General features: G+C 38.9%; 22 protein-coding genes. 4 read left to right on the forward strand and 18 right to left on the reverse strand.

Features of this window, described 5'->3' with window-relative positions; genetic code table 11:
- Nucleotides 1–275: 275 nt before the first annotated feature.
- Together BLR60_RS16260 and BLR60_RS16265 are read right to left on the reverse strand one after the other, a co-directional pair.
- On the reverse strand, nt 276–1,124 hold the full coding sequence (locus BLR60_RS16260) for a DUF2911 domain-containing protein (protein ID WP_090501876.1): 849 nt from the start codon (nt 1,122–1,124) through the stop codon (nt 276–278).
- Nucleotides 1,125–1,195: 71 nt separating this feature from the next.
- Entirely contained in the window at nt 1,196–1,705 is a 510-nt protein-coding gene (locus BLR60_RS16265; RefSeq protein ID WP_090501694.1) for a GNAT family N-acetyltransferase, read from the reverse strand.
- Nucleotides 1,706–1,780: 75 nt separating this feature from the next.
- Between BLR60_RS16265 and BLR60_RS16270 the strand changes: the two genes are divergently transcribed.
- Together BLR60_RS16270 and BLR60_RS16275 are read left to right on the forward strand one after the other, a co-directional pair.
- The gene (locus BLR60_RS16270; RefSeq protein WP_090501696.1) at nt 1,781–2,413 is read left to right on the forward strand and encodes an ABC transporter ATP-binding protein; all 633 of its coding nucleotides are present in this window, start codon (nt 1,781–1,783) and stop codon (nt 2,411–2,413) included.
- Nucleotides 2,413–3,543 (forward strand): hypothetical protein, encoded by a 1,131-nt coding sequence (locus BLR60_RS16275; protein WP_090501699.1) that lies wholly within the window; start codon nt 2,413–2,415, stop codon nt 3,541–3,543. Before BLR60_RS16270 ends, BLR60_RS16275 begins: the two co-directional genes overlap by 1 nt.
- 281 nt (nt 3,544–3,824) lie before the next feature.
- Here the strand turns inward: BLR60_RS16275 and BLR60_RS16280 are convergent, their stop codons facing one another.
- The 15 genes from BLR60_RS16280 to BLR60_RS16350 all read right to left on the reverse strand — a co-directional run bounded on the left by BLR60_RS16280 (nt 3,825) and on the right by BLR60_RS16350 (nt 19,053).
- A complete protein-coding gene (locus BLR60_RS16280; RefSeq protein WP_090501701.1) occupies nt 3,825–4,184 on the reverse strand; it encodes a hypothetical protein in 360 nt (119 codons plus the stop codon).
- Between the two features lie 15 nt (nt 4,185–4,199).
- Complete coding sequence (gene dacB, locus BLR60_RS16285; RefSeq protein WP_090501703.1) at nt 4,200–5,609, reverse strand: D-alanyl-D-alanine carboxypeptidase/D-alanyl-D-alanine endopeptidase; 1,410 nt, start codon at nt 5,607–5,609, stop codon at nt 4,200–4,202.
- Between the two features lie 105 nt (nt 5,610–5,714).
- Nucleotides 5,715–6,317: a CDP-alcohol phosphatidyltransferase family protein gene (locus tag BLR60_RS16290; RefSeq protein WP_090501705.1), complete on the reverse strand. Its 603-nt coding sequence runs from the start codon at nt 6,315–6,317 to the stop codon at nt 5,715–5,717.
- 57 nt (nt 6,318–6,374) lie between these two features.
- Nucleotides 6,375–7,364: an aspartate-semialdehyde dehydrogenase gene (locus BLR60_RS16295; protein ID WP_090501707.1), complete on the reverse strand. Its 990-nt coding sequence runs from the start codon at nt 7,362–7,364 to the stop codon at nt 6,375–6,377.
- Between the two features lie 228 nt (nt 7,365–7,592).
- Complete coding sequence (locus BLR60_RS16300) at nt 7,593–8,462, reverse strand: sugar phosphate isomerase/epimerase family protein (RefSeq protein WP_090501708.1); 870 nt, start codon at nt 8,460–8,462, stop codon at nt 7,593–7,595.
- Between the two features lie 11 nt (nt 8,463–8,473).
- Entirely contained in the window at nt 8,474–9,349 is an 876-nt protein-coding gene (locus tag BLR60_RS16305) for a sugar phosphate isomerase/epimerase family protein (RefSeq protein WP_090501710.1), read from the reverse strand.
- 8 nt (nt 9,350–9,357) lie between these two features.
- Nucleotides 9,358–10,248: a hydroxypyruvate isomerase family protein gene (locus BLR60_RS16310; protein ID WP_090501712.1), complete on the reverse strand. Its 891-nt coding sequence runs from the start codon at nt 10,246–10,248 to the stop codon at nt 9,358–9,360.
- Between the two features lies 1 nt (nt 10,249).
- Nucleotides 10,250–11,488 carry a nucleoside permease gene (locus BLR60_RS16315; RefSeq protein ID WP_090501714.1) on the reverse strand — a complete coding sequence of 413 codons (1,239 nt, stop codon included), beginning with the start codon at nt 11,486–11,488 and terminating at the stop codon, nt 10,250–10,252.
- 220 nt (nt 11,489–11,708) lie between these two features.
- On the reverse strand, nt 11,709–12,389 hold the full coding sequence (locus BLR60_RS16320) for a 3-keto-disaccharide hydrolase (RefSeq protein WP_090501716.1): 681 nt from the start codon (nt 12,387–12,389) through the stop codon (nt 11,709–11,711).
- Between the two features lie 58 nt (nt 12,390–12,447).
- Entirely contained in the window at nt 12,448–13,905 is a 1,458-nt protein-coding gene (locus tag BLR60_RS16325; protein WP_090501718.1) for a Gfo/Idh/MocA family protein, read from the reverse strand.
- Nucleotides 13,906–13,937: 32 nt separating this feature from the next.
- The gene (locus BLR60_RS16330; RefSeq protein ID WP_090501720.1) at nt 13,938–14,324 is read right to left on the reverse strand and encodes a c-type cytochrome; all 387 of its coding nucleotides are present in this window, start codon (nt 14,322–14,324) and stop codon (nt 13,938–13,940) included.
- A 22-nt stretch (nt 14,325–14,346) separates the two neighbouring features.
- A complete protein-coding gene (locus BLR60_RS16335; RefSeq protein WP_090501722.1) occupies nt 14,347–15,405 on the reverse strand; it encodes a sugar phosphate isomerase/epimerase family protein in 1,059 nt (352 codons plus the stop codon).
- 7 nt (nt 15,406–15,412) lie between these two features.
- Nucleotides 15,413–16,570 carry a Gfo/Idh/MocA family protein gene (locus BLR60_RS16340; protein ID WP_090501724.1) on the reverse strand — a complete coding sequence of 386 codons (1,158 nt, stop codon included), beginning with the start codon at nt 16,568–16,570 and terminating at the stop codon, nt 15,413–15,415.
- A gap of 176 nt (nt 16,571–16,746) precedes the next feature.
- The gene (locus tag BLR60_RS16345) at nt 16,747–18,447 is read right to left on the reverse strand and encodes a GMC oxidoreductase (RefSeq protein WP_208600657.1); all 1,701 of its coding nucleotides are present in this window, start codon (nt 18,445–18,447) and stop codon (nt 16,747–16,749) included.
- 18 nt (nt 18,448–18,465) lie between these two features.
- Nucleotides 18,466–19,053, reverse strand: coding sequence for a gluconate 2-dehydrogenase subunit 3 family protein (locus tag BLR60_RS16350; protein ID WP_090501727.1), 588 nt, complete (start codon nt 19,051–19,053; stop codon nt 18,466–18,468).
- Between the two features lie 492 nt (nt 19,054–19,545).
- Here BLR60_RS16350 and BLR60_RS16355 point away from each other — a divergent pair, with 492 nt between their 5' ends.
- A complete protein-coding gene (locus tag BLR60_RS16355) occupies nt 19,546–20,490 on the forward strand; it encodes an NAD-dependent epimerase/dehydratase family protein (protein ID WP_090501730.1) in 945 nt (314 codons plus the stop codon).
- A gap of 74 nt (nt 20,491–20,564) precedes the next feature.
- Nucleotides 20,565–21,293 carry a YebC/PmpR family DNA-binding transcriptional regulator gene (locus BLR60_RS16360; RefSeq protein WP_029274031.1) on the forward strand — a complete coding sequence of 243 codons (729 nt, stop codon included), beginning with the start codon at nt 20,565–20,567 and terminating at the stop codon, nt 21,291–21,293.
- A 1,201-nt stretch (nt 21,294–22,494) separates the two neighbouring features.
- Here BLR60_RS16360 and BLR60_RS16365 read toward each other — a convergent pair.
- Nucleotides 22,495–23,274, reverse strand: coding sequence for a carboxylesterase family protein (locus tag BLR60_RS16365; RefSeq protein ID WP_090501731.1), 780 nt, complete (start codon nt 23,272–23,274; stop codon nt 22,495–22,497).
- Nucleotides 23,275–23,315: the final 41 nt, after the last annotated feature.

A 23,315-nucleotide genomic window follows, 5' to 3' on the forward strand; every position in this document is an offset into this window, starting at 1 on the left:
GCTGCACCTGCTTTGTCGCCCAGTTTTAATTGGATACGGCCTTTCCATAACTTAAAATCGGGTTTAAATTACTTAGGTTAGGTAGTTAAAGGGACCATGTCTGAAGATGCCGTCATCTCGACTGGAACGCAGTGGAATGGAGAGATCTATCCAGGCAGATTTAGCTCGCTGAACAATCGTGATTCCCGGCTGCGTTGCACTCCGCTCGAAATGACGACATCGTGGGGTTAGTTTCATCTATCGGCCGGTGTCTCACCGACCGAAATAGAATACTCTTATTTTTTAGCTTCAGCCAAAAGTTCTGAATTCAGGCGTACATATTCATCAACCTTTTGAGCTTTCGCAGCATCAATGCCTTGCTGCGCTGTAACTGCTGCACCTGCTTTGTCGCCCATTTTTAATTGGATACGGCCTTTCCATAACTTAAACCAAGGCGCTTTAGGATCTGATTTTTCTGCTTCTGTCACCCATGTTAAAGCTTGTTTTAAATCTTTCCCATGTTGAAAGTAATATTGTGCAGCTGCAAAATAGGGTTTCTTTTCACCCTTCATCGCTTCAGCAATATTGGCCATTACTTTTTCATCAATAGATGTAGTAATATTAAGGGCATATGCACTGTTCTCCCACATCATATTTAAAGTTGCCAAAGTTTCGCCAACAGCCGAGAATTGCATGGTTAAAGTTTCTACTTTATCCTTTAAAGCGATCGTTTTTACCTTTACACGCAAAACATCATCACTTTCTTTATATTCGTATGCACCCCACTGATTGGCAATTTTATTGAAGATAACCGTCCACTCTGTTTTGCCGGGAATGCTGAATAAACCATATTCTCCTGCTGGTAAATCTTTACCTTCAATTTTAACATCATCGGTAAATTTAATCCGGGTAGCTGCGTTTGCACCATTTCTCCAAACGGCACCCATTGGTTCCATGCCACCAAAAATTTTCCGGCCTTTTACATTCGGACGTGAGTACGTTAAGGTGATTTTGCCCAATCCAAAATCCTGGATTAAGGTTTGGCCACTGCTTGATTGTGGGAATTTAACTTCCTGGGCGTTGGCGAAATTTGCGGCACCTAAAAGTGCAACAGATAGCATTAATGATTTGATTGATAATTTCATTATTTTGTTGTTTTTGCTTTTTGCGAATTTACGCAATAAGCGCTGGGTTTAACAAAAGTTTAATATTAGCGCTAAATCAGTTGGTTTTTTCTGAAACCAAAAATCAGCTCATCAAAATATTCATTATTTTTAAAAATAGTACCCTTTAATTCCGCTTCGAAAATAAAACCAGATTTCTGTAAAACCCTTTGGGAAGCCAGGTTGGTATGGGTAGTCCTCGCGAAAATTCTGTCGATCTCAAATGTTTTGAAACCATATTGTAGCATTTCTTTTATCGCAAGCGCAACGATGCCTTTACCCCAATGTTCTTCCCCAATCCAATATCCCATTTCTGCACTTTTGCTGTAAATGTCTGCCAGTTGATGCACGCCTATAGAGCCAATGACTTCATCGTTTAATACAATGGCTTTGATCTGTAGAGGATCGTGACTCGAAGCCAATTGAATAAAAGCCTCACCATCTTTTTTTTCATATGGGAAAGGGAATTTATTGGTCAGGTATTTGGAAATGTTAAAGTTATTGGCATGTTTAACCAAATTTTCAATATCACTTTTTTGGTAAGGGCGTAAAATTAATTGCATTCGTTTGAAATTTTGTCGGGATGAGATCAGGCTGTAACTTTTTAATAAATATAAAGTCAGAACTGAAATGATTTTATGTTACACTTCAGTCAATTCGAAAAATCCTATCTCGATCATCTTGTTTTAAAGATAAATAATATTATGCTTCCTGAAGGCATTTTTTGGTTAAAAGGAAGCAATGGATCCGGTAAAAGTACACTGTTAAAAGCAATAGCCGGAATATTGTCTTTTAAAGGCGATATCGCAATTGGTAAAGTCTACTTAAAAACGCATGGCGTTTCTTATCGGAGGCTTGTGAATTTTGCCGAAGCCGAGCCGCTATTTCCTGAATTTTTAACCGGATTAGAAATGATCAACATTTTCGCCAAAGCAAAGAGCGCAATCACCGGGCAGCAAGAGACTTTAATTACTGAAATGGGTATGAAACCTTACATTCATCATCCCTTAGGATCGTATTCTAGCGGGATGTTAAAAAAGTTATCTCTGGTTTTGGCGTTTTTAGGAAAACCTAAGTTAATCCTGCTGGACGAACCTTTAAATACAATTGATATCGAATCTTTAGCAATATTATACCGTTGGATTAATGAAAAATACCAGAATGAAAAAATCAGTTTTTTATTATCATCGCATCAGCCGTTAGACGCGCTGAAGTTGCCCGGATTAAAACAGGTTTACATTGAGGATAAAGAATTAAAACTGAATTTCTAATGTTTTTGCTTTCTAACACTGCTTTAAGGAAGATATTTGTTGATGGATTTTACCGGACCCATGCCGGCATGCTGGTATTTGTTTTTGTCATGTTGATCAGTTATTGTTTGTTCATCAATACTTTGGGTACGGTAATGCCTGATCAAATCGATTTCTGGCAATTTTTCTTTTCGGTCAGTTTGGTAAGTAATCCACTGATGATGACCTTCTATCTGATAGCCAGTTCGATATATGCTTATAAAAGCTTAAAGTATGTTTTAAGTCAGTTAGCTTTGCCCCAGCATGAGTTTCTCTATTATAGTTTTAATGCATCAAGCAAAAAACACCAGTTTAAAAATTGGTTTGCTGTACAGGTATACATTTTTATTCCTGTTTTAAGTTATACACTATATGCAATAATTATTGGATTTATATTTGGATTCTATCTTATATCTACAGTTATATTATTGTTCCAGCTGCTCCTGATTGTGGTTTGTGCCTACATATGCTTAAATGAAAATAACCGTTTAATTGAAGCCAATAAACCCAGTTGGTTGGTTAGGATTGCCAGAAAATGGAACAAGCCCATTTTTTTATTATACAGTTTTCAGGTTTTTAATCAATCGAAGTTGGCTTATGTACTCACAAAGTTGCTTTCATGGGGGTTGATTTCGAGTGTATTTTTGGTTTTTACAGACCTTAAACATAACGATAAGTTGCTCATGCTGATTACCTTGTGCATCGTTATGGCACATGTTGTACTCATTTATCAGGAAAAAATTTTTAACGATCGTTACCTATCTTTCCTCCCAGGCTTTCCATTCACAAAAACGAAGCTGTTTTTTAGCTTTGGTTTAAACTATTTCATTTTATTATTGCCTGAAATCTGTTGGCTATTTACCAGTTACAACATTTTAACTGCATTTGAGTTAACGGCGTTTGCCTTTTCTGCAGTGCTGTTATTTAGAAGCTTGCTATTGTTGAATGCGATACAGATTAAAGGATTTTTGATCAGGGTTTTTATCCTGTTTTTTGTTTTTTATATCGTTATGATGTTTGGCTTGGGCGTAATGTTAATTCCTGTAAATACGATTGCTGCCTGGTTGTTGTATAGGAGGAATTATTTGAATGATAATGGTTTAGGTATTTGAAGTGAAAGTTTATCTATGGTGACCGTCATGCTGAATTTATTTCAGCATCTTTTCTGCTAGATAGACCCTAAAATAAATCCGATAGCTATCGGATCAGGGTAACGACATGATGGGAAGTATCGGTTAATGTGATATTATTAATCCATTTATTTAAGAAGTAATGTTAATTTTATCCGTTGTCTGTGTCCGCACAGGTCATTTATGAATTTGATATTGTAAATAATAAATAATTAGTTTTACAAATGTTCTTTGAGGACACAAACCAAGGAACCGGAATGTTTTTAAATATTCGCGAACAAAAAGTTTAACCTGGCAAGCTCTGTTTTGATCTGGTTCATCCCAATTAAACCACCCGACATGCCGCTGGATTGCTGAAAAACATTTACTGTAAGCCCGTTTTCTTCTCCCGGCATCATGGTTACGCTGAATTTGTAGTAAGTGGCAAATGCACCCAGTAAAAGTCTTTTGATTCGACTGCCTTTTTCTAAAATTAAATTCCCGAATTGTTGATCAATTACTTTGTAGCCCTGTAATTCAAAGAGCTCAGTAATCTTCTTAGTCATTTCTTCCATAGAAATATCTCTATACAGGTTCGAAATCAATCCATCAACCGTTTGCAGGTTTTTTACAAAAAAAGTCATATTAATAAGTAAGGGTTATTTTAGTTCATCTAACACCTTAAACAACTTTTTGTTTATACTGTTTCCGCTATAGTTATTAATATTGATCACCAATACATATCTGTTACCTGCAACATCAGTATGGTAACCTGCAAATGCCGAAACATCATTTATGGTTCCGCTTTTAATTTTCATGCCATTGTATTCCGGTAAAGCTTTATAATAATCAGGAAACCAGTTTTCTTTTTGAATCTGGAAAAGTATATTGGCCATTGCAGATGTTGTGATCCTATCACCCGGAGAAAGTCCGCTGCCATCAATGATGTTAAGTGCCGTTTTGTCGATACCCTTATCGGCCCAGAAGTTGATCTCGGTTTCTGCACCTTTGCTCGTTGTGGCTTCTTTGCCTGATTTTATTGCAATGGTTTTTAAAAGTGACTCGCCATATAAATTAATGCTTTTCTTTAAAAACCAATAAGTAATCTCGCTTAAACTTGGCGAACTAATGGTGCTCATTTTTTGAGTAACCGAAGGAATGACCTCATTGTTCAACGTCATTAATCTCGCCGTAGTGGCCTGCTGGCTAGCAGAAATTCCCAGCCTTTTCAACGTATCCAACAAACGGTATGCACAATCAAATGCAGGATCTGGCAATGCAACGGAAATACCAGTTTTAGTAATCCCCATTCCCCAGCTTCCGCGTAGGTAAGCCACATGGCTATAGGGTGGGAGAAAGGCATAACTTCTGTCGCCGGTACCAGATGCGCCAGTTCTCAGCTCATTTACAACTTGAACATACGGAGTTGCCGGAACGGTTTTTACAATTTTCACCTCACCAGCTATGCTGCTACCAGGCCTGAGGTGAATATCAAACTGATTTTCCCGCCAGGCTAAGCCTGAAGTCCCTGCGCCATAATAATTACCAATATCCTGCCAAACCCAACCATCTGGCGTAGTTTGCGTACCAAAAATACGATCATCGCCAATTATGGCGCCTTCAATTTTCTTTATGCCCGCCGCTTTGATAGCTGAAACCCATTGCATTAAAACAGTATTTTCTTTATTCTGATAACGCCAGGAGCCCAAAGTTGGATCGCCGTTTCCAATTATCATTAAATTTCCCTTTAAGATTCCATCGGAAGTAACTGTGCCAGTGTAAGCCAAAGTTGTCTGGTATCGAAAATCTTTTCCTAATATGCTAAATGCTGTGGCAGCAGTGATGGTTTTTAACGTTGAAGCAGTAGCCAAACCTATCTGTTCATTTTTTGCATATAATGTTTTGCCCGTATTGGCATCTAAAACGCATAGTGAAACAATCGCGTGCTTGGCTTGTTCGTCGTTTAAAAAATTATTAAAAGCTTTTTCGATATTTTGAATCCTATTCTGTGCAAAGCTTTGTGTAAAGGAAAGGGACAGAAGGATGAAAAGGAATTTGAAAAATTTCATTTATGATGCAATGGAAATCACTAAATTATATATAATTCGGTGATTATAATCTCTTTTTTAGATATAATTTAGTGAGGACGATCCCTTTTCTATTTTTTTTCGCGCTTAGCCATTAAAGAGTTTATTCCGTTTAATTTCTTTTCCCTGTCTGAGTTTTATAGCGTGATAAATGGTTGGTACATCATTTGTCCATCGTTTGAGCGTGAACACAATAGCGAGTATTTCCAATCGGGTAGCCAGGCCGAGCCAAAAGCAAATTTCAAAGAGCACCACCGATTCGCAGTGAACCATAATTTCGACAAGGGTAGCAAATATGGTCAGCGTCCAGATTTTAGCACCGATAGAATGGGTAGCAATTTCCTTTTTGAATTTAATATAGCTTAAGACATAGGTCGAAACTTCAAAAGCACCGAGCACAATCAGTTTTATGAGATTGGCTTTAAAGAAATCGGGGCATTGGATGTAAGTGGCGACTGCCACCGAAATAAAAAATACTTGATCGATAGCCGAGTCCAAACGTCTTAACTTTTCGGAAGAGATATTGAGCCGGCGGGCAATAATCCCATCAAAAATATCGGTTAACAAACCGAGGGATAAGAAAGTAATAGCTAAAAAGGAATAATGACTAATACGGAAAACGCTTAACAGAATGATTCCAAAACCGATGAGTAACCTGGAATAAATTAAAGCGATTGGAATATGTTTCATGATGGAGCGCGCATAAAAAAGCCCCGATAAAATCGAGGCTTTTACTTAATTTATGAATTAAACCAATTCTTTTTGAACCAGGTATTCGGCAATTTGAACGGCATTGGTTGCAGCACCTTTACGTAAATTATCGGCAACAATCCAAAGGTTTAATGCTTTTGGTGCTGATTCATCTCTACGGATACGGCCTACAAAAACTTCATCTTTTTCATGTGCATCTTTTGGCATCGGGTATTTTAGGTTGGCCACATCATCCACAACAATTACGCCCGGCGCTTTTTCTAAAATACTACGCACTTCGGCTAAATCGAAATCATTTTCGAACTCGATATTTACCGATTCTGAGTGACCGCCCATCACCGGGATCCGAACAGTGGTAGCGGTAACTTTAATGTTGTTATCGCTCATGATTTTGTTCGTTTCCTTTACCATTTTCATCTCTTCTTTGGTGTATCCGTTATCGGTGAAAACATCAATATGTGGAAGCACATTCAGGTCAATTTCGTATGGATAAGCTTTAGGACCATCAATGCCTTTGCGCTCGTTCATTAACTGCTCAACCGCTTTAACACCCGTACCCGTAACCGATTGGTAAGTAGAAACGATTACACGTTTAATTTTGTATTTATCGTGCAATGGTTTTAGAACTACCACCATTTGAATGGTAGAACAGTTGGGGTTAGCAATGATTTTGTTATCAATAGAAAGTTCGTGTGCATTAACTTCCGGTACAATTAATTTAATTGCCGGATCCATTCTCCATGCAGAAGAGTTGTCGATAACGGTTGTTCCAGCCTCTTTAAAACGAGGTGCATGCTCTAATGAAGTATTTCCACCTGCTGAAAACAAGGCGATATCCGGTTTCATACTGATTGCAGTATCCATGCTAACGATTGGGAACTTCTTACCCTTAAAAGTAATTTCCTTACCAACACTCTTTTCTGATGCTACGGGAATCAACTCTGTTAAAGGGAAATTTCTCTCCTCCAATACTTTTAACATGACAGTGCCAACCAATCCGGTGGCACCTACTACTGCTACTTTCATTTTAATTTTTTTTATATTATTAATTATAGATATGAATTCAAATATGCTAAAAATTAAGCTGATATCCCTATCGTTGCCAATTTAATTTGCTTTCAAGTGCAGAAATAGTATTTTTTTAACAGGTAGTCGGTTTTTTTAACGAAAATGTAATTAAAAGTGAAACTTTGGTTGAACCGAAACAGAACAAAAAGCCCCAATGCTTTTTAATTGCTTTGGGGCTTTTGTATATTAAATCAAATTTGCTTTGATATAATCGCAGCTGGTTTTAATCGAGCCGATGGGATCTGGCTGATAATTATTTTCGTGCTCTACAAAGAAATGCTGCATGCCCGAAAGTTTTGCCTGGGCAAAAATGCTTTTAAAATCAATTGAGCCTTTACCCACTTCGGTGTTTAATTCAGGTTTGGCTTTGTCCATATCCTTTACATGCCACATTGGGAAACGGCCAGGATATTTTTTAAACAAAGCTAACGGATCGTTACCAGAACGGACAACCCAGTATAAATCCATTTCAAAATTGACCAGGTTTTTATCGGTTTCGCTTAAATAAACGTCATAACCAGTAGTATGGCCCAAATTTTTAAACTCAAAATCATGGTTATGGTAGGCAAATTTTAAACCCGAAGCTTTGACAATTTCAGCTACTTTATTAAAATCGCTCGCGGTTTTTTTGAAGCCATCTACACCTTTGCTCATATCAACATGGGCACCGGCAATAGTAAAATATTTACCACCAATTACAGCTGATGATTCGATATCTGCTTTTAATCTATCGGCATTTCCTGTTTTTACAAAATCGTCCATGTGGTAATGACCACTCGGTGCTTTTAGGCCATTGGCATCAAGTAAGGCTTTAAATTCTTTAGGTGTTAAGCCCCAAAATTTTCCATTTGCGAAACCATAGGTTTCAACTTCTTTGTACCCGGCTTGAGCCACTTTTTCGATTACGCCTTTAACATCTTTAGGTATTTCATCGCGCAGTGTGTACAACTGCAGGCCAACATTTTTACTCGCTTTATCAAAAGCAAATGATGGTATTAATAAGGCCGCCCCGGCCGCTAATCCTGCCTGTTTTAAGAAAGTCCTTCTTGAATTCATTGCCTTAGATTTTAAATAATCGCCTTTTTAATATAAGCACAGCTTGCTGCAACAGATTCCATGGGGTTTGGTTTGTAGTTGGTTTCGTGTTCTACAAAGAAATGTTTCATACCCGAAAGTTTTGCCTGTGCAAAAATCGGTTTGAAGTTGATAGAACCTGTTCCTACTTCAGCATTCAAGGCCGGGTTGGCTTTATCCATATCTTTAACATGCCACATGGTAAAACGGCCCGGATTTTCTTTGAATAATTTAATCGGATCGTGTCCTGAACGTACTACCCAGTATAAATCAAGTTCGAAATCAACCAGTTTTTTATCTGTTCCTTTCAACAGGATTTCGTAACCGGTAGTATCACCCTGTTTTTCGAATTCGAAATTGTGGTTATGGTAAGCTAATCTGATCCCTGCCGCCCTACACATTTTGCCAGCTTCATTTATTCTGGCTGCAATTTTCTTATAATCGGCAGCATTTTTTCTGATGTTTGCCTCTAACCAGGGGATGGTTACATACTCGCTCTTCAGTACTTTTGCTGCTGCAATTGCCGCTTTTAATTCGGTGGTATTGCCATCGCTTAAATAAGTGCCTAAACCATAATGGCCGCTTGGTGCTTTTAAACCATTAGCATCCAATAATGCTTTAAATTCTTTAGGTGTTAAACCCCAAAACTGATCTTTTATCGAAAAACCATAGGTTTCTACTTCTTTAAAGCCTGTTTTGGCAATTTTTGCTATCGTTCCTTTTACATCTTTCGGCAACTCATCTCTTAGCGAATATAGTTGGAGGCCAACAACTCTTTTATTGTCTGCTGCAAAAACAAATGACGGAACAAGCAGCGCCGCTGCTGCAGCCGCGCTGCTGTTGATTAGGAAATTTCTTCTTGATATCATAATGTAGATTAAATATCGCAGATAGATACCGCCTTTTTCAACGACGCTATTTTATCTGCTTGTTTAGGTATAAATTCTTGTGCAACGTAACCTTTAAAGCCGGTTTCTGCAATGGCTTTCATAATAGCCGGATAATATAGTTCCTGGGTATCGTCTATTTCATTACGGCCCGGTACGCCAGCGGTGTGGTAGTGCGCTATGTATTGATGATACTGCCTGATGTTACTGATCACATCACCTTCATCAATTTGCATATGATAAATATCATATAACAATTTGAAGTTTTCAGATCCTAAACGTTTACAAAGTTCAGCTCCCCAAGATGTTCTGTCGCATTGATAATCTTTATGGTTAACTTTGCTATTTAATAACTCCATTACCAATACCACATTGTGCTTTTCAGCTAATGGCATTAGTTGCTTTAATCCTTTAACGCAATTGTTCCAGCCTGTTTCATCATCTTTACCACGACGGTTTCCACTAAAGCAGATCAGGTTTTTATAACCAGCTTGGGCCACAAGCGGAATCATGGCGGTGTAATTTTGAATTAACTTTTCGTGGAATTTTTCATCGTTAAAACCATCTACCAAATTAATCTCAGCACCATTACACATGGTCGATTCTAAACCATGTTTTTTTAAGGTCGGCCAATCTTGCGGACCCACCAGATCAATCCCTTTAATCCCTATTTTTTTGGCTTCAATGCAAAGTGTTTCTACATCAAAACTACTAAAACACCAGCGGCAAACGGCATGGTTGATCGTTCCTTTAAGTCTAAGTGGCTCGTTTGATTCTGTTTTGTTCATGGCTAGGGCTGATAAGCCTGAAGAAACACCAATTGCAGCAGTTCCTGCAATGATGTTCTTTAAAGCATTTCTTCTATTTACGTTTGAGGCCATGTTAAACTGCTTTAGCTGCTATTTCAGATTTAGTTTTATCGTTGAACAGCAGGGCGAATAATAGGAAAACGGCAGCTGCAATTCCCGCTGGTATAATCCAAACCATTTTCCAGTCAGTTACATCCCCGGTTTTATACATATCTGTAATTAATCCTGCTACTTTAAACCCAATCAACATACCAACACCATAGGTGGCTAGGGTAATAATACCCTGAGCTGCACTTTTAAATTTCTCTCCTGCTTTTGAGTTGGTATAAATCTGACCAGAAACAAAAAAGAAATCGTAACAAACACCGTGAAGTGCGATACCTATAATCAGCATAAAGCTTAAATTGCCTGCATTACCATAAGCAAACAGTACATAACGTACCGCCCAAGCCAGCATACCAACTATAATGGTTTTCTTGAAACCGTATTTTGAAAAGAAAACTGGAATAGCCAGCAAAAATAATGCTTCGGAAACCTGACCAATGGCCATTTTACCAGTTGGGTTAGAAACTTTGATATCGGCTAGGAAAAGCCCTGCATTTTGATAATAAAAGGCTAATGGAATACAGATCAGGATAGAAGAAATAAAGAAGACAGCAAAATTTTTATCTTTTAACAATTTCAACGCGTCCAAACCCAAAATGTCGCCTACTTTTATTTTTTCATCTTTGGCAACCTTTGGAGGAGTTGCAGGTAAAGTAAAACTAAATAATCCCAATACCAAAGAGGCAATACCAGCCATTAAAAACGTGCTTTTTAATAATCCAGCCTGAATTCCTTCCGGAGAATCCCAGTGGAAGGCAAAACTGATTAATAGACCAGCAATGATCCAGCCGATTGTACCAAATACCCTGATGTTAGCAAATTCTTTTTCGGCATCTTTCATTTGGTTAAAAGATACAGAGTTTACCAGCGCAAGGGTAGGCATAAACAAAATCATGTAAGCTAAAACGTAAGGGTAGAAAACACTTACATCTGGCGCACTATACATCTGGTACATTAAAATAGCACCAATAATATGCAGCACACCTAAAATTCTTTCAGCGTTAAAATATCTGTCGGCGATGAGGCCTATTATAAATGGAGCAATTATAGCGCCCCAGGATTGTGTTGAAAATACAGAACCAATTTCAGAGTTGGTTGCCTTCAGGTTATTGTTTAAGAATGCTCCTAAAGTTACAAACCATGCGCCCCAGATAAAAAATTCAAGGAACATCATGGCAGAAAGTTTAAAGCGGGTAGTGCTATTCATTTGGCTAGTAATTGTGTGAAATGGTTAAGGTAAGAGTGGTGATGGGAACGTATATCCGTAACTCATCTTATAATTTTATAATATTTTAACTGGATTAGGTAAGAGGGATTTTGTAATTCACATTATACATTTTCCCTCTTACCATTAATGTTATAAAATGTAAGTGTTTGGATGATGGTATAATTCACATTAACCATATTCCATCTTACATTTTCCGTATTTAAAGTTCTTTAATAGAGATGTTTTTGTACCAAACTTCGTCTCCATGATCTTGTAAGGCAATTTTTCCGGTTTTGTATGTTCCCCAGTTTTCCCATGTTGCAAATTTGCTGCCTGCAACAATTTTTTTCCAGTTATCATCCCAAAGGGTTGTTTTTACCACTTCAACACCATTTAAAATTAAGGTCAATTTGCCTTTTTTGCTAATGATTTCAGCTTTGTTCCATTCGCCAACTGGTTTAACCGGTTCTGATGAACTTTTTACCAAATCATAAAGATCGCCGGCACGGTGTTTGGTGATTTTTCCGTCAGGGTGACCATCGTTATCGATTACTTGCATTTCTAAACCTGTAGAATAAGTAGCGTGATATTTCGGTTCTTCATGAACATAAAAAATAACACCGCTATTTGCTTTAGGAGCCACTTTCCAATCATATTTCAAGTGGAAATCGCCATACTCTTTATCGGTGACTAAATCGCCACCGCCATCTGTACCTTTTTTAGCTAAATCCAGGTGTAGTGCGCCATCCTGAACCTGCCAGCCACTACCAACGGTAGTTTTGTTGTAAGTATGCCAGCCTGTTGTAGTTTTACCATCAAAAAGTGGTTTAAAGCCTTTTTGTGCTTTTGATATTTGTGTAACTGCTAGTATGATGCAAGCAGAAAGAAAGATTTTTTTCATTTTTTTAAATTTAAACCTGATGGATATTAAAATCCATCAGGTTTGTAAGTACTTTTAATTAAAGTGTTAAATTGTTCCAGCCTTTACGGTATTCGCGTTTAACAAACTGGTTGGCTTCATCAAAGTTGGTCACTTTCATATTGTCATTATCCCATAACATCTTCGTGTACCTGCCTGGGTAAGTAGTCTTACCGTTTACCGTTTTTTGGATATCAAAACTTCTGATTGCCAGGTTGGCCATCAATAAAGCTTCTGTTAACGGACCTGCAATTTCAAAAGGCGAACTTACTTCTTGTTTGCCATAACCGGCAATCGCTGCTTCAACCCATTGTTTGTAGTGTCCGTTTGCACCATCTGGTACGCGAGCATATTTTGGAGCAACTTTAATGTCTTTATTTCTGCTTAAAGGCAATAATTTTGGATTTGCACTATAAGTCTCAGACATCATTTTACCTTTTGTCCCGATAAATAATGTGCCATTACCACCATCACCGAAAGTTTCGTTTGCTTCTAATTCTTCCGGACGTTCTGGCTGGATACCACCATCCATCCAGTGTAAAGTAACATCACCTTTTGTTTTATTTGTTTTAGGGAATTTTAAGGTAACATGGCTTGATGGAGGGCAGCTTTCAGGGAAATAACCGCGTTTAAATTCATCCACATAAACAGAACCAACACTTGCTTCAACTTCTTTAGCATATTTTAAATTTAATACACTAAAAGGAGCCTCGATTAAGTGGCAACCCATATCGCCTAAAGCGCCAGTTCCGTAGTCCCACCAGCCACGCCAGTTGAAAGGAACTAATTTATCAACATAATCCTTTTCAGGAGCCGTGCCCAACCATAAATTCCAGTCTAATTCTTTAGGAATTTCTGCTTTCTTGCTTGGCCATGGAATACCTTGTGGCCATACCGGACGGTTAGTCCAGGCATAAACCGTATGTACGTCGCCGATTAAACCAGCTTCGTACCATTCTTTCATCTGCCTTGGACCGTCGTTTGATGCACCTTGATTACCCATCTGTGTAACCACTTTATATTTTTTTGCCGCTGCGGTTAGAATCCGCGCTTCATAAATATCGTGTGTTAAAGGTTTTTGAACGTAAACGTGTTTACCCAGCTGCATGGCGGCTAGCGCCTGGATGGCATGGTTATGATCGGGAGTAGAAACAGAAACAGCATCGAAGTTTTTATGCTCTTTATCCAACATCTCGCGCCAATCTTTATAGTATTTAGCTTTAGGGAAAGCTTTTACACTATTGGCTGCACGGCGATCGTCTACATCACACAGAAAAGCAATATCTGCTTTTCCGCTTTTGTAAAACATTTCTAAATCGCTTTGGCCTTTTCCGCCAACTCCAATGCCGGCAACCAATAAGCGATCGCTTGGCGCTAAATAACCTGTTCCGCCCAAAACATGGCGTGGAACAATCATAAAGGCAGCGGCAGCGATTGCCGAAGTTTTAATAAAATCACGACGGTTACTCGTGCTTTTATTTTCTTGCTCTGTTTTCATATTTAGTAAATCGATTTGCTAAAGGAATTCGACTATTTTTTCTTTAAAGATAAAATATACTTTACCATTAATTTTGCATCATCTTTCTTAAGCGTAGCATGAGCAGTCATCGGCATATTGCCCCAAACACCCGTTCCGCCTTTAATAATTTTATCGGCTAACATGTTGATGTTTTTTTCGGTAGCCGGATATTTTTTTGCAATATCTACGTACGCAGGACCAATAATTTTGTTGGTTTTGTTGTGGCAACCTAAACAATCTGATTTATTGATCAGTTTTTCTCCTGGATTTGATTGAAAAGCAGCATGGTTTGTTGTTGTTGCCGTTGCAATCACGGTTTTTTCTTTCGCTAAATCTGCTTTTGAAAACGACGCCATAAAAATGACTACAGCGCCTAAAATTAAAAATGTTTTTTTCATGTTGTGTGTGTTTTGTGTGTTGTTATTCTTGTAATCCTAATATTCGTTTATTGAAAGCGCTATCACTACCCGATGCAGCAAAATCATCAAATGCCTTATCAGTTACGTTAATAATGTTCTTTTTTATAAACGCTGCACCTTCCCGGGCACCATCCTGCTGGTTTTTAATGCAGCATTCCCATTCCATAACAGCCCAGCCTTTAAAATCATATTGGGCTAATTTACTAAAAATGGTTTTAAAATCAACCTGTCCATCACCTGGTGAACGGTAGCGCCCTGCCCGGTTTGCCCAACTCTGGTATCCGCCAAAAGTGCCTTGTTTGCCCGTAGGGTTAAATTCTGCATCCTTTACGTGGAACGCTTTGATGCGTTCGTGGTAAAAATCGATGTACTGAATGTAATCCAATTGTTGCAACACAAAGTGAGATGGATCATACAATAAGCATGCCCGAGGGTTATTATTTACTGCTGCGAGGAACATTTCGTAGGTTTCGCCATCAAATAAATCTTCTCCGGGGTGTATTTCATAACAAACATCTACACCACATTGGTCAAATTCGTTTAAGATCGGTGTCCACCGTTTTGCCAGTTCTGCAAAACCTTCTTCAACCAAGCCGGCCGGACGTTGTGGCCAAGGGTGGAAATATTGCCATAATAACGAACCACTAAAAGTGGCGTGTGCATTTAAACCCAGGTTTTGTGATGCTTTGGCTGCATATTTCATCTGCTGTACTGCCCATTCCGTTCTGGCTTTTGGGTTTTTGTGTACTTCTTTTGGGGCAAATGCATCAAATAAGTCATCGTAAGCAGGGTGAACTGCAACCAACTGGCCTTGCAAGTGTGTAGATAGTTCGGTAATTTCTAAACCGTAAGTGGCAATTTTACCTGTTAACTCATCAGCATAGGTTTTACTTTCTGCTGCTTGTTTAAGATCAATAAAACGGTTATCGAGTGTTGGCATCTGGATGCCTTTAAATCCCAAATCTGCAGCCCATTTGCAAATACTATCAAGTGAATTAAATGGAGCTTCGTCGCTTATAAACTGTGCTAAAAATACAGCTGGTCCTTTTATCGTTGTCATGCCGGAATTATATTTTATGGTCGAACCATTTTTGATCTGATTGGCCTGAAGCCACTACATTTTCAATAAATGCCATTCCTCTGATTCCATCTGCGGTACTAGGGAAATCGAGCATTTCTGCTGAAGGTTGTTCGCTGTTTAATTTAGCATCTACAGTAAGCGCAAAGTTTTTATAGATATTGGCGAATGCTTCTAAATAGCCTTCAGGGTGACCGCCCGGTGTACGGGTATTGTGTTTTGCAAAGCTTCCCATATAACCATTACCGGTTCTATAAATTTGTGCCGGTGCATTTAACCACCTCACAATCATGGTATTTGGCTCCATCTGGTGCCATTCTAAACCACCTTTTTCGCCATAAACGCTTATTTTTAATGCATTTTCTTCGCCGGCAGCAATTTGTGAGGCCACCAATACACCGTTAGCGCCATTATCGAATTTTAACAGTACGTTACCATCATCATCAATGGCTCTTCCTGGTACCACAATATTTAAATCCGCACAGAGTTTAGTAATTTTTAATCCCGAAATATATTCTGCAAGATTTGCTGCATGTGTACCTATATCACCCATGCAACCGCTTTTTCCGGTTTTAGATGGATCGGTACGCCAGGCTGCCTGTGCATTACCTTCGCGTTCAGAAAGTGTGCTTAACCAGCCTTGAGGGTATTCTACCACAATTTTACGTATTGTACCCAATTCGCCTTCGCTTACCATTTGTTTCGCCTGCTTAACCATCGGGTAGCCTGAGTAAGTGTGCGTTAAACAAAGGGTTAATCCTGTTTCTTCTACCTTAGCATGAAGCTGTTTTGCTTCTTCTAAAGTTAAAGTCATTGGTTTTTCTATGACCACGTTGAAACCTTTATCCAATGCCATCATTGCAGGTGCAAAATGGGCAAAGTTTGGGGTAACAATGGTTACAAAATCAATTCTTTCGTCTGCTGGCAATTCACTTTCTTTTGTCAGCATTTCTTCGTAATTGTTGTAGATCCTGTTATCGGGAAGAAAAAGCATTTTTCCAGATTCGTATCCCACTTCAGGATTTACACTTAAAGCTCCGGCAGATAATTCGATTAGTCCATCCATGTTAGCGGCCAAACGATGTACGGCACCGATAAAGGCGTCTTTTCCGCCGCCTATCATGCCCATTCTTAATTTTCTTTTCATGTTATAAAAGGTGTGGAGAGTAAGGTGTAAGGTTTAGGGTGAATTTCCCATACCTTAACGCTTAAGCCTTTTCCCTATTTAGATATTGTTTTTTAAATAAAGTTTAAGGTGTAGGGATTAGGGACCAGACCTTACGCCTTTTACCTTAACCCTTACACCTCATGTTTTAAACCTTTCTAGATATTCTTTTTCTTAAGTTCTTTTACGGCATAATCAGCAGCGCGTGCAGTTAGCGCCATAAATGTTAATGAAGGGTTTTGGCAGGCAATAGACGGCATGCACGACCCATCGGTTACAAAAACATTGTTCACTTCGTGCATCTGGTTCCATTTGTTCAGCACAGAATTTTTTGGATCGTTACCCATTCTGGCAGTACCCATTTCGTGAATTGCCATACCTGGAAAGCAGCCATTATCGTAAGTTTTGATGTTTTTTATACCTGCTTTTTCTAACATTTCAGCAGCATCATTCATCATATCCACACGCATTTTTTTCTCGTTTTCTTTGTATTCGCAATCAATTGCCAATACAGGCTGTCCCCACTTATCTTTTTTGGTTTTATCAATATAAACCTTGTTTTCATAGTAAGGTAACATTTCTCCGAAACCGCCTAATCCCATGCTCCATTTTCCTGGAGTGGTCATTTTTTGTTTCAGGTCTGCACCAAATGATAACTCGGCAACGTCATTTTGCCAGTTGCTTCTGCTTGCGCCGCCCTGATAACCGAAACCACGTAAGTAATCGCGTTTATCGTTACCGATGTTTTGGTACCTTGGTACATAAATCCCATTTGCACGGCGACCATAAGTATATTTATCATCGAAACCTTCAGCCTCTCCGGATGCTCCGCAACGGAAGTGGTGATCCATTAAATTATGGCCCAATTGACCACTGCCATTGCCCAATCCGTTTGGATGTGCTTCTGATGTTGAATTTAACAGAATGAACGTAGAACCTAATGTAGAACCGTTTACAAAAATGATTTTAGCATAAAACTCCATCGTTTTATTGGTTTCTGCATCAATCACCATTACACCTTTAGCCTTCTTGGTATCTTTATCATAAATAATATGATTTACGATAGAGTACGGCCTTAACGTTAAACGTTTGGTTGCCATTGCTGCGGGTAGGGTAGAAGACTGCGTACTGAAATAAGCTCCGAACGGACAACCGCGGCTGCACAGGTTTCTATATTGGCAATTTCCACGGCCTTTGTGCGGAACGGTAAGGTTGGCTACACGGCCAATCATGATGATACGTTCCCTTTTATAATGTTCTTCAACACGGGCTTTTACTGATTTCTCAACAATGTTTAAATCCATCGGTGGTAAAAAATCACCATCGGGACAAGTTGGCCAGTTTTCTTTAGAACCACTGATGCCTGCAAAACGCTCTGCATAATCGTACCAAGGTGAAAGTTCTGCATAGCGGATCGGCCAATCGTTTCCGTGACCATCTTTTGCATTATCTTCAAAGTTATGGTCGCTTAAACGGTAACTCTGACGGCCCCACATCAAAGATTTACCACCCACGTGGAAACCACGGTACCAGTCGAAACGTTTATCTTCTGTATATGGGCATTCTAAATCGTTTACCCACCATTTTTCGTTTGCTTCCTGGTATGGATAATCTCTTTTTTGCACCGGGTGGGTACGTTTTTGTTCTTCGGTAAGTTTACCTGCATGTTTAAAATCCCATGGATTTTTCATGGCGCTTTCGTAACCGGTAATGTGCTCAATGTTCATCCCTCTTTCGAGCATGAGTACACGTAAACCTTTCTCGGTAAGTTCTTTTGCAGCCCAGCCGCCACTAATCCCCGATCCTATAACAATAGCATCGTAAGTATTTTCTGCTTTTAAATTCGTATTTAAATTCATGATGTTTTGTAGTTGTTGTTAAGAGGTAGCCCAAGATCTTTGGCCAGGTTTTAAAGGCGCATTGCCGTCATATCGGCCCGGAATAAGGACATATTCCCTTGCTTTGGTACAACCAATTTCTGAAGAATAGTAACCGAGTAGGGTCAAATCACGTGCAGTGATAAAAAAGTAGGCTAAATCTTTATTCTCTTCTGATTGGCCATCTTTTTGAGCAAGTGCGATAGCCCTCAAATCGATCATTAGTTTTTTGCGGTCGGCTGGTGTTAAGGTAAGATAACTTTTCCCGAAATCTTTCATGGATTTTGCCTGAAGATCTTTAAAGCCTTTAGCAAAGGAAGTTTGCATAGTGGCAGGGTAACAATCTTTCATCATCATCGGAATGAATTTTCCTAAACCTGCGGCTTTGGCACCTGCTGATGATTTGGTTGTCGGGACAATGATATCAGCAAATTCTGCAAAGATTTTTTCGTCTTCAAGCGAATAGTTTACAAAGTTTTTTTCATTTTCGGGGAGCGTAAAACTTTCAAATAACACGCCCATTGTACTTGCCGAGATTGCTCCTCCCAACAAAAATGCAACGTTTTTGAGTGCTTCTCTTCTGTGCATCGTCTTTATGATTTTATATTTTGGTTACTTATGTGTTCAATTAGTAATATTAGAAAAAATATAACGTAAAGCGTAACTTTATTACGTTAATTTATCGGTTTGCAATATGATTGTTACCGCGTGGAATTGTTCTAAATAATAGGCTTTTTATAGCTTAACAACGATTTAAGCCGCGTTTTTATAATAATGTTACTTGGTGTAAAAACTACATTTAGTACTGGAAAATGTGTTTTTTGCCAATAAATCCGAAAACGAAGATTTTTCAGGTAAAATTCAGATCTGAAACAGGGTTCAATTGAGCAGTTTATAAATCGCAATTGATCAAAGTTCACCAGTTTTCAATTAGTAGTTTTCGGTTAGTAGTTTGTCGTTAATGAGTTTTGCAAGCTGGTTTAACAACTAACCGGATTAACATTAATGGTTTAACCTCTTCTTAAAATATTTTATTGCCTTTTATCTCATTTTTTTACCTTTGCTCAATCTCAAAAAAATATGCAGGAAAAAATTGTTGTTTTAGGCTCTAACGGGCAAATTGGCACCGAGTTGGTAACTACGTTACGTAAAATATATGGTGATGATCATGTTGTTGCATGCGATATACGCAGACCGGATTATGATATCAAAAATTCTGCACCGTTCGAATTTGTGAATGTACTTGATAAAGAAATGATCAATGGCATTTTTCATAAATACAGGCCAACACAGGTTTACCTTTTAGCTGCTTTATTATCAGCAACAGGAGAACAAAATCCGAAGTTAGCCTGGGATTTAAATATGAACGGTTTATTAAACGTGTTAGATTTAGCTTTAGAATATAAAACGGCAAAAGTATATTGGCCAAGTTCTATCGCTGTATTCGGACCAAATTCGCCGAAAGATCATACATCGCAATATTGTATAATGGATCCGAATACCGTATATGGGATCAGTAAGCTGGCCGGTGAGCGCTGGTGCGAATATTACAACCAAAAATACGGATTGGATGTGCGCAGTATCCGCTATCCGGGATTGATTAGCTGGAAAGCTGCTCCAGGAGGTGGAACAACAGATTATGCGATTCATATTTTTCATGATGCGTTGAGAAAGGGGAGTTACCAGAGTTTCTTAAATGCGGAAACAGAATTGCCTATGATGTATATGGAGGATGCGATCCGCGGAACAATCGAGCTGATGGATGCACCTGCAGATCAAATTTCGGTACGGAGCAGTTATAATTTTGGCGGGGTAAGTTTTACACCTGAAGTTTTAGCTGCCGAAATCAGAAAACATATTCCAGATTTTAAACTAACTTACGCAGCTAATGATCCACGTCAGCAGATTGCAAACAGCTGGCCACGTTCTATCGATGACAGCTATGCTGCAAAAGACTGGGGATGGAAACCAGAATTCGATTTATCGAAACTGACAATTGATATGTTAAATAATTTAAAAAAGTAATATAAGGGTAGAGGGTTTGTGGATTGAAGGCGTAAGGTCTCACATCTCACATCTCATATCTCAATACTAAAATAATGGGAAGAGCATTCGAATTTAGAAAAGAGAGAAAATTTAAGCGTTGGGCCAAAATGGCGGTTCAGTTTACGCGTATTGGTAAAGATATCGTAATGGCGGTTAAGGAATCGGGACCTCATCCAGAAACCAACTCGCGTTTACGTACAGCTATGCAAAATGCAAAAGCGGTAAACATGCCAAAAGATAGGGTAGAGGCGGCAATTAAACGTGCTTCTGATAAATCGATGGCCAATTACGAGGAAATTGTTTACGAAGGTTATGCGCCACATGGTGTTGCCGTTTTAATTGAAACAGCTACCGATAATACCAATCGTACCGTAGCAAATGTTCGTAGTTATTTTAACAAAACTGATGGCTCTTTGGGCAAAACAGGATCTTTAGATTTCGTATTTAACCGCAAATCGGTTTTTCGTTTTGTACCCGCTGAAGGTTTAGACCTGGAGGAACTTGAATTCGAATTAATCGATGCTGGCTTAGAAGAACTTTATGTTGAAGCCGATGAAGAAGGGAATGATATTGCTGTAGCACAGGGTGCATTCGAAAACTTTGGGTCTTTACAAAAGGCACTGGAAGAAAAAGGCATCGAGTTAAAAAGTTCAAAATTAGAGCGTATTGCTTTATCTCACCATGAGGTTACTGAAGAGCAGGCCGCTGATGTTTTGAAATTGATCGACAAGTTGGAGGAAGATGATGATGTGCAGGCGGTTTACCACAATATGGCAGAGTAATAATCACCATTGATATTATAGAAAAGGGCCCGATGTGAAAAAACGGGGCCTTTTTTTTCTCCGATCGTCACCCTGATCCGATGGCTCTCGGATTTATTTTAGGGCCTTGCCAAATAGATACTGAAACACCCGTCCGACCGGCCAGCGGAAGTTCAGTATGACTAACTGTTTTGCTATTTTCTCATGAAAAAACAATCTCTCGTCTTAGCGTCTCGCTAAGCCACCCAATTATGGGTTTTCCAATTTATACGGTAAAAAAATAAGGTTGTAGCGAAATGCAAAATTAAATAGCCTTGAAGATTTTTCTTCAAGGTAACTTTGATTTTGCTTTTTGAAGAGCAAAACCTGTATTTATCGGTTACAGCAGTCCCGCCATCATTTCAAGTCCTCGGTCTCGTTCCTCACCCTCCGGGCTTTCCATTTTGTCGGGTCTATTTTACTTAGGTTAACCAGGGTAAGTTAAACCTGACAGGAGCGTGCAGGAGCCCCAATTTTTTCAATTGGGGCGAGTAAAGCGGATGGCAGGGCTTTCGAAACCGATAACACACAGAACCCTGCTTTCCAATTTTTTTTCTCTGATTGTTACCCGGATCCGATGGCTGTCGGATTTATTTCAGGGTCTTGCCAAATAGATACTGAACACCCGTGCGGCCGGGCGGAAGTTCAGTATGACTAACTGTTTTGCTATTTCTCATGAAAAAACAATCTCTCTTCTTAGCATCTCGCTAAGCCACCCAATTATGGGTTTTCCAATTTATAAGGTAAAAAAATAAGGTTGTGGCGAAATGCGAAAATTAAATGGCCTAGAAGATTTTTCTTCAAGGTAACTTTGATTTTGCTTTTTTGAAGAGCAAACCTGTATTTATCGGTTACAGCAGTCCCGCCGTCATTTCAAGTCCTCGGTCTCGTTCCTCACCCTCCGGGCTTTCCATTTTGTCGGGTCTATTTTACCTAGGTTAACCCGGGTAAGTTAAACCTGACAGGAGCGTGCAGGAGCACCAATTTTTTCAATTGGTGCGAGTAAAGCGGATGGCAGGGCTTTCGAAACCGATAACACACAGAACCCTGCTTTCCAATTTTTTCACCTCCGATCGTTACCTTGATCCGATGGCTATAGGATTTATTTCAGGGTCTTGCCAAATAGATACTGAAACACCCGTCCGACCGGGCGGGCGGAAGTTCATTATGACGGATCGTTTTATTATTTCTTATGCGAAAATAACCAGCTCAACAATTCTGGTTCGGCAAATGCGCTATCCCAGCTATTATGATTTGCATTAGGATAAAGCGTAAATTTCACCTCATCACCAACACTTTTCAATCGTTCGGCAATGGCCATAGATAATGCCGGATCTACGATATCATCTTTTGCACCATGAAAAATCCAAAGCGGCACTTTCTGATATTTTCTAATGTTGTTGGTATTGTCGCCACCACAAATAGCAATCGCTGCAGCAAATTTACGGCGTTGTCTCCTTAACAGCTCATAGGTACCCATAGCGCCCATTGATAAGCCGCCAACATAAACCTGATCTTTATTTACATATGGCTTTCGAAGAAAATCTTTGATCATGCCCTGTAAGGCATGCATTACTTTGGTAGGTTTGCCACCGTCTACAAAACTGAACGTTCTTTTGCCATTTGCATTTTTGTCAATATTAACATTGGCCCAATAATCGTCTTTCGGACATTGAGGGAAAACTACAATAGCGGGGAAATTTTTCCGGACATCATTTTTTAAAAATAATTTGCCGCCATGTACCAGTTGACTGGCATTGTCGTTTCCCCTTTCTCCACTTCCGTGCAAAAAGAAAACGATCGGATATTTTTGCTTGGGATTAAAATTCTCTGGAAATAAAATTCTATAGTAAATAGAATCTTTTCTTTTAATAAAACTTCCCCTGTCGTATTTTTTTAAGTCTTGAGCATTTAAAAAGAGTACAGGAAAAAGAATGCAAATCGTTAGAATAATCTTTTTCATCTGTTTAATTAATAATTAGTGTGATTATTATGTCCGGTATT

This window comes from Pedobacter terrae (assembly GCF_900100705.1).
Lineage (GTDB): Bacteria > Bacteroidota > Bacteroidia > Sphingobacteriales > Sphingobacteriaceae > Pedobacter > Pedobacter terrae.

Coding starts and splice junctions, on each gene's coding strand:
- BLR60_RS16325 (WP_090501718.1), bottom strand. CDS start 13,905: ATGAAAACAGAGCAAGAAAATAAAAGCACGAGTAACCGTCGTGATTTT.
- BLR60_RS16290 (WP_090501705.1), bottom strand. CDS start 6,317: ATGAAACATATTCCAATCGCTTTAATTTATTCCAGGTTACTCATCGGT.
- BLR60_RS16350 (WP_090501727.1), bottom strand. CDS start 19,053: ATGCACAGAAGAGAAGCACTCAAAAACGTTGCATTTTTGTTGGGAGGA.
- BLR60_RS16295 (WP_090501707.1), bottom strand. CDS start 7,364: ATGAAAGTAGCAGTAGTAGGTGCCACCGGATTGGTTGGCACTGTCATG.
- BLR60_RS16365 (WP_090501731.1), bottom strand. CDS start 23,274: ATGAAAAAGATTATTCTAACGATTTGCATTCTTTTTCCTGTACTCTTT.
- BLR60_RS16330 (WP_090501720.1), bottom strand. CDS start 14,324: ATGAAAAAAACATTTTTAATTTTAGGCGCTGTAGTCATTTTTATGGCG.
- BLR60_RS16345 (WP_208600657.1), bottom strand. CDS start 18,447: ATGAATTTAAATACGAATTTAAAAGCAGAAAATACTTACGATGCTATT.
- BLR60_RS16270 (WP_090501696.1), top strand. CDS start 1,781: ATGTTACACTTCAGTCAATTCGAAAAATCCTATCTCGATCATCTTGTT.
- BLR60_RS16305 (WP_090501710.1), bottom strand. CDS start 9,349: ATGATATCAAGAAGAAATTTCCTAATCAACAGCAGCGCGGCTGCAGCA.
- BLR60_RS16315 (WP_090501714.1), bottom strand. CDS start 11,488: ATGAATAGCACTACCCGCTTTAAACTTTCTGCCATGATGTTCCTTGAA.
- BLR60_RS16275 (WP_090501699.1), top strand. CDS start 2,413: ATGTTTTTGCTTTCTAACACTGCTTTAAGGAAGATATTTGTTGATGGA.
- BLR60_RS16335 (WP_090501722.1), bottom strand. CDS start 15,405: ATGACAACGATAAAAGGACCAGCTGTATTTTTAGCACAGTTTATAAGC.
- BLR60_RS16355 (WP_090501730.1), top strand. CDS start 19,546: ATGCAGGAAAAAATTGTTGTTTTAGGCTCTAACGGGCAAATTGGCACC.
- BLR60_RS16340 (WP_090501724.1), bottom strand. CDS start 16,570: ATGAAAAGAAAATTAAGAATGGGCATGATAGGCGGCGGAAAAGACGCC.
- BLR60_RS16265 (WP_090501694.1), bottom strand. CDS start 1,705: ATGCAATTAATTTTACGCCCTTACCAAAAAAGTGATATTGAAAATTTG.
- BLR60_RS16280 (WP_090501701.1), bottom strand. CDS start 4,184: ATGACTTTTTTTGTAAAAAACCTGCAAACGGTTGATGGATTGATTTCG.
- dacB (WP_090501703.1), bottom strand. CDS start 5,609: ATGAAATTTTTCAAATTCCTTTTCATCCTTCTGTCCCTTTCCTTTACA.
- BLR60_RS16300 (WP_090501708.1), bottom strand. CDS start 8,462: ATGAATTCAAGAAGGACTTTCTTAAAACAGGCAGGATTAGCGGCCGGG.
- BLR60_RS16310 (WP_090501712.1), bottom strand. CDS start 10,248: ATGGCCTCAAACGTAAATAGAAGAAATGCTTTAAAGAACATCATTGCA.
- BLR60_RS16320 (WP_090501716.1), bottom strand. CDS start 12,389: ATGAAAAAAATCTTTCTTTCTGCTTGCATCATACTAGCAGTTACACAA.
- BLR60_RS16260 (WP_090501876.1), bottom strand. CDS start 1,124: ATGAAATTATCAATCAAATCATTAATGCTATCTGTTGCACTTTTAGGT.
- BLR60_RS16360 (WP_029274031.1), top strand. CDS start 20,565: ATGGGAAGAGCATTCGAATTTAGAAAAGAGAGAAAATTTAAGCGTTGG.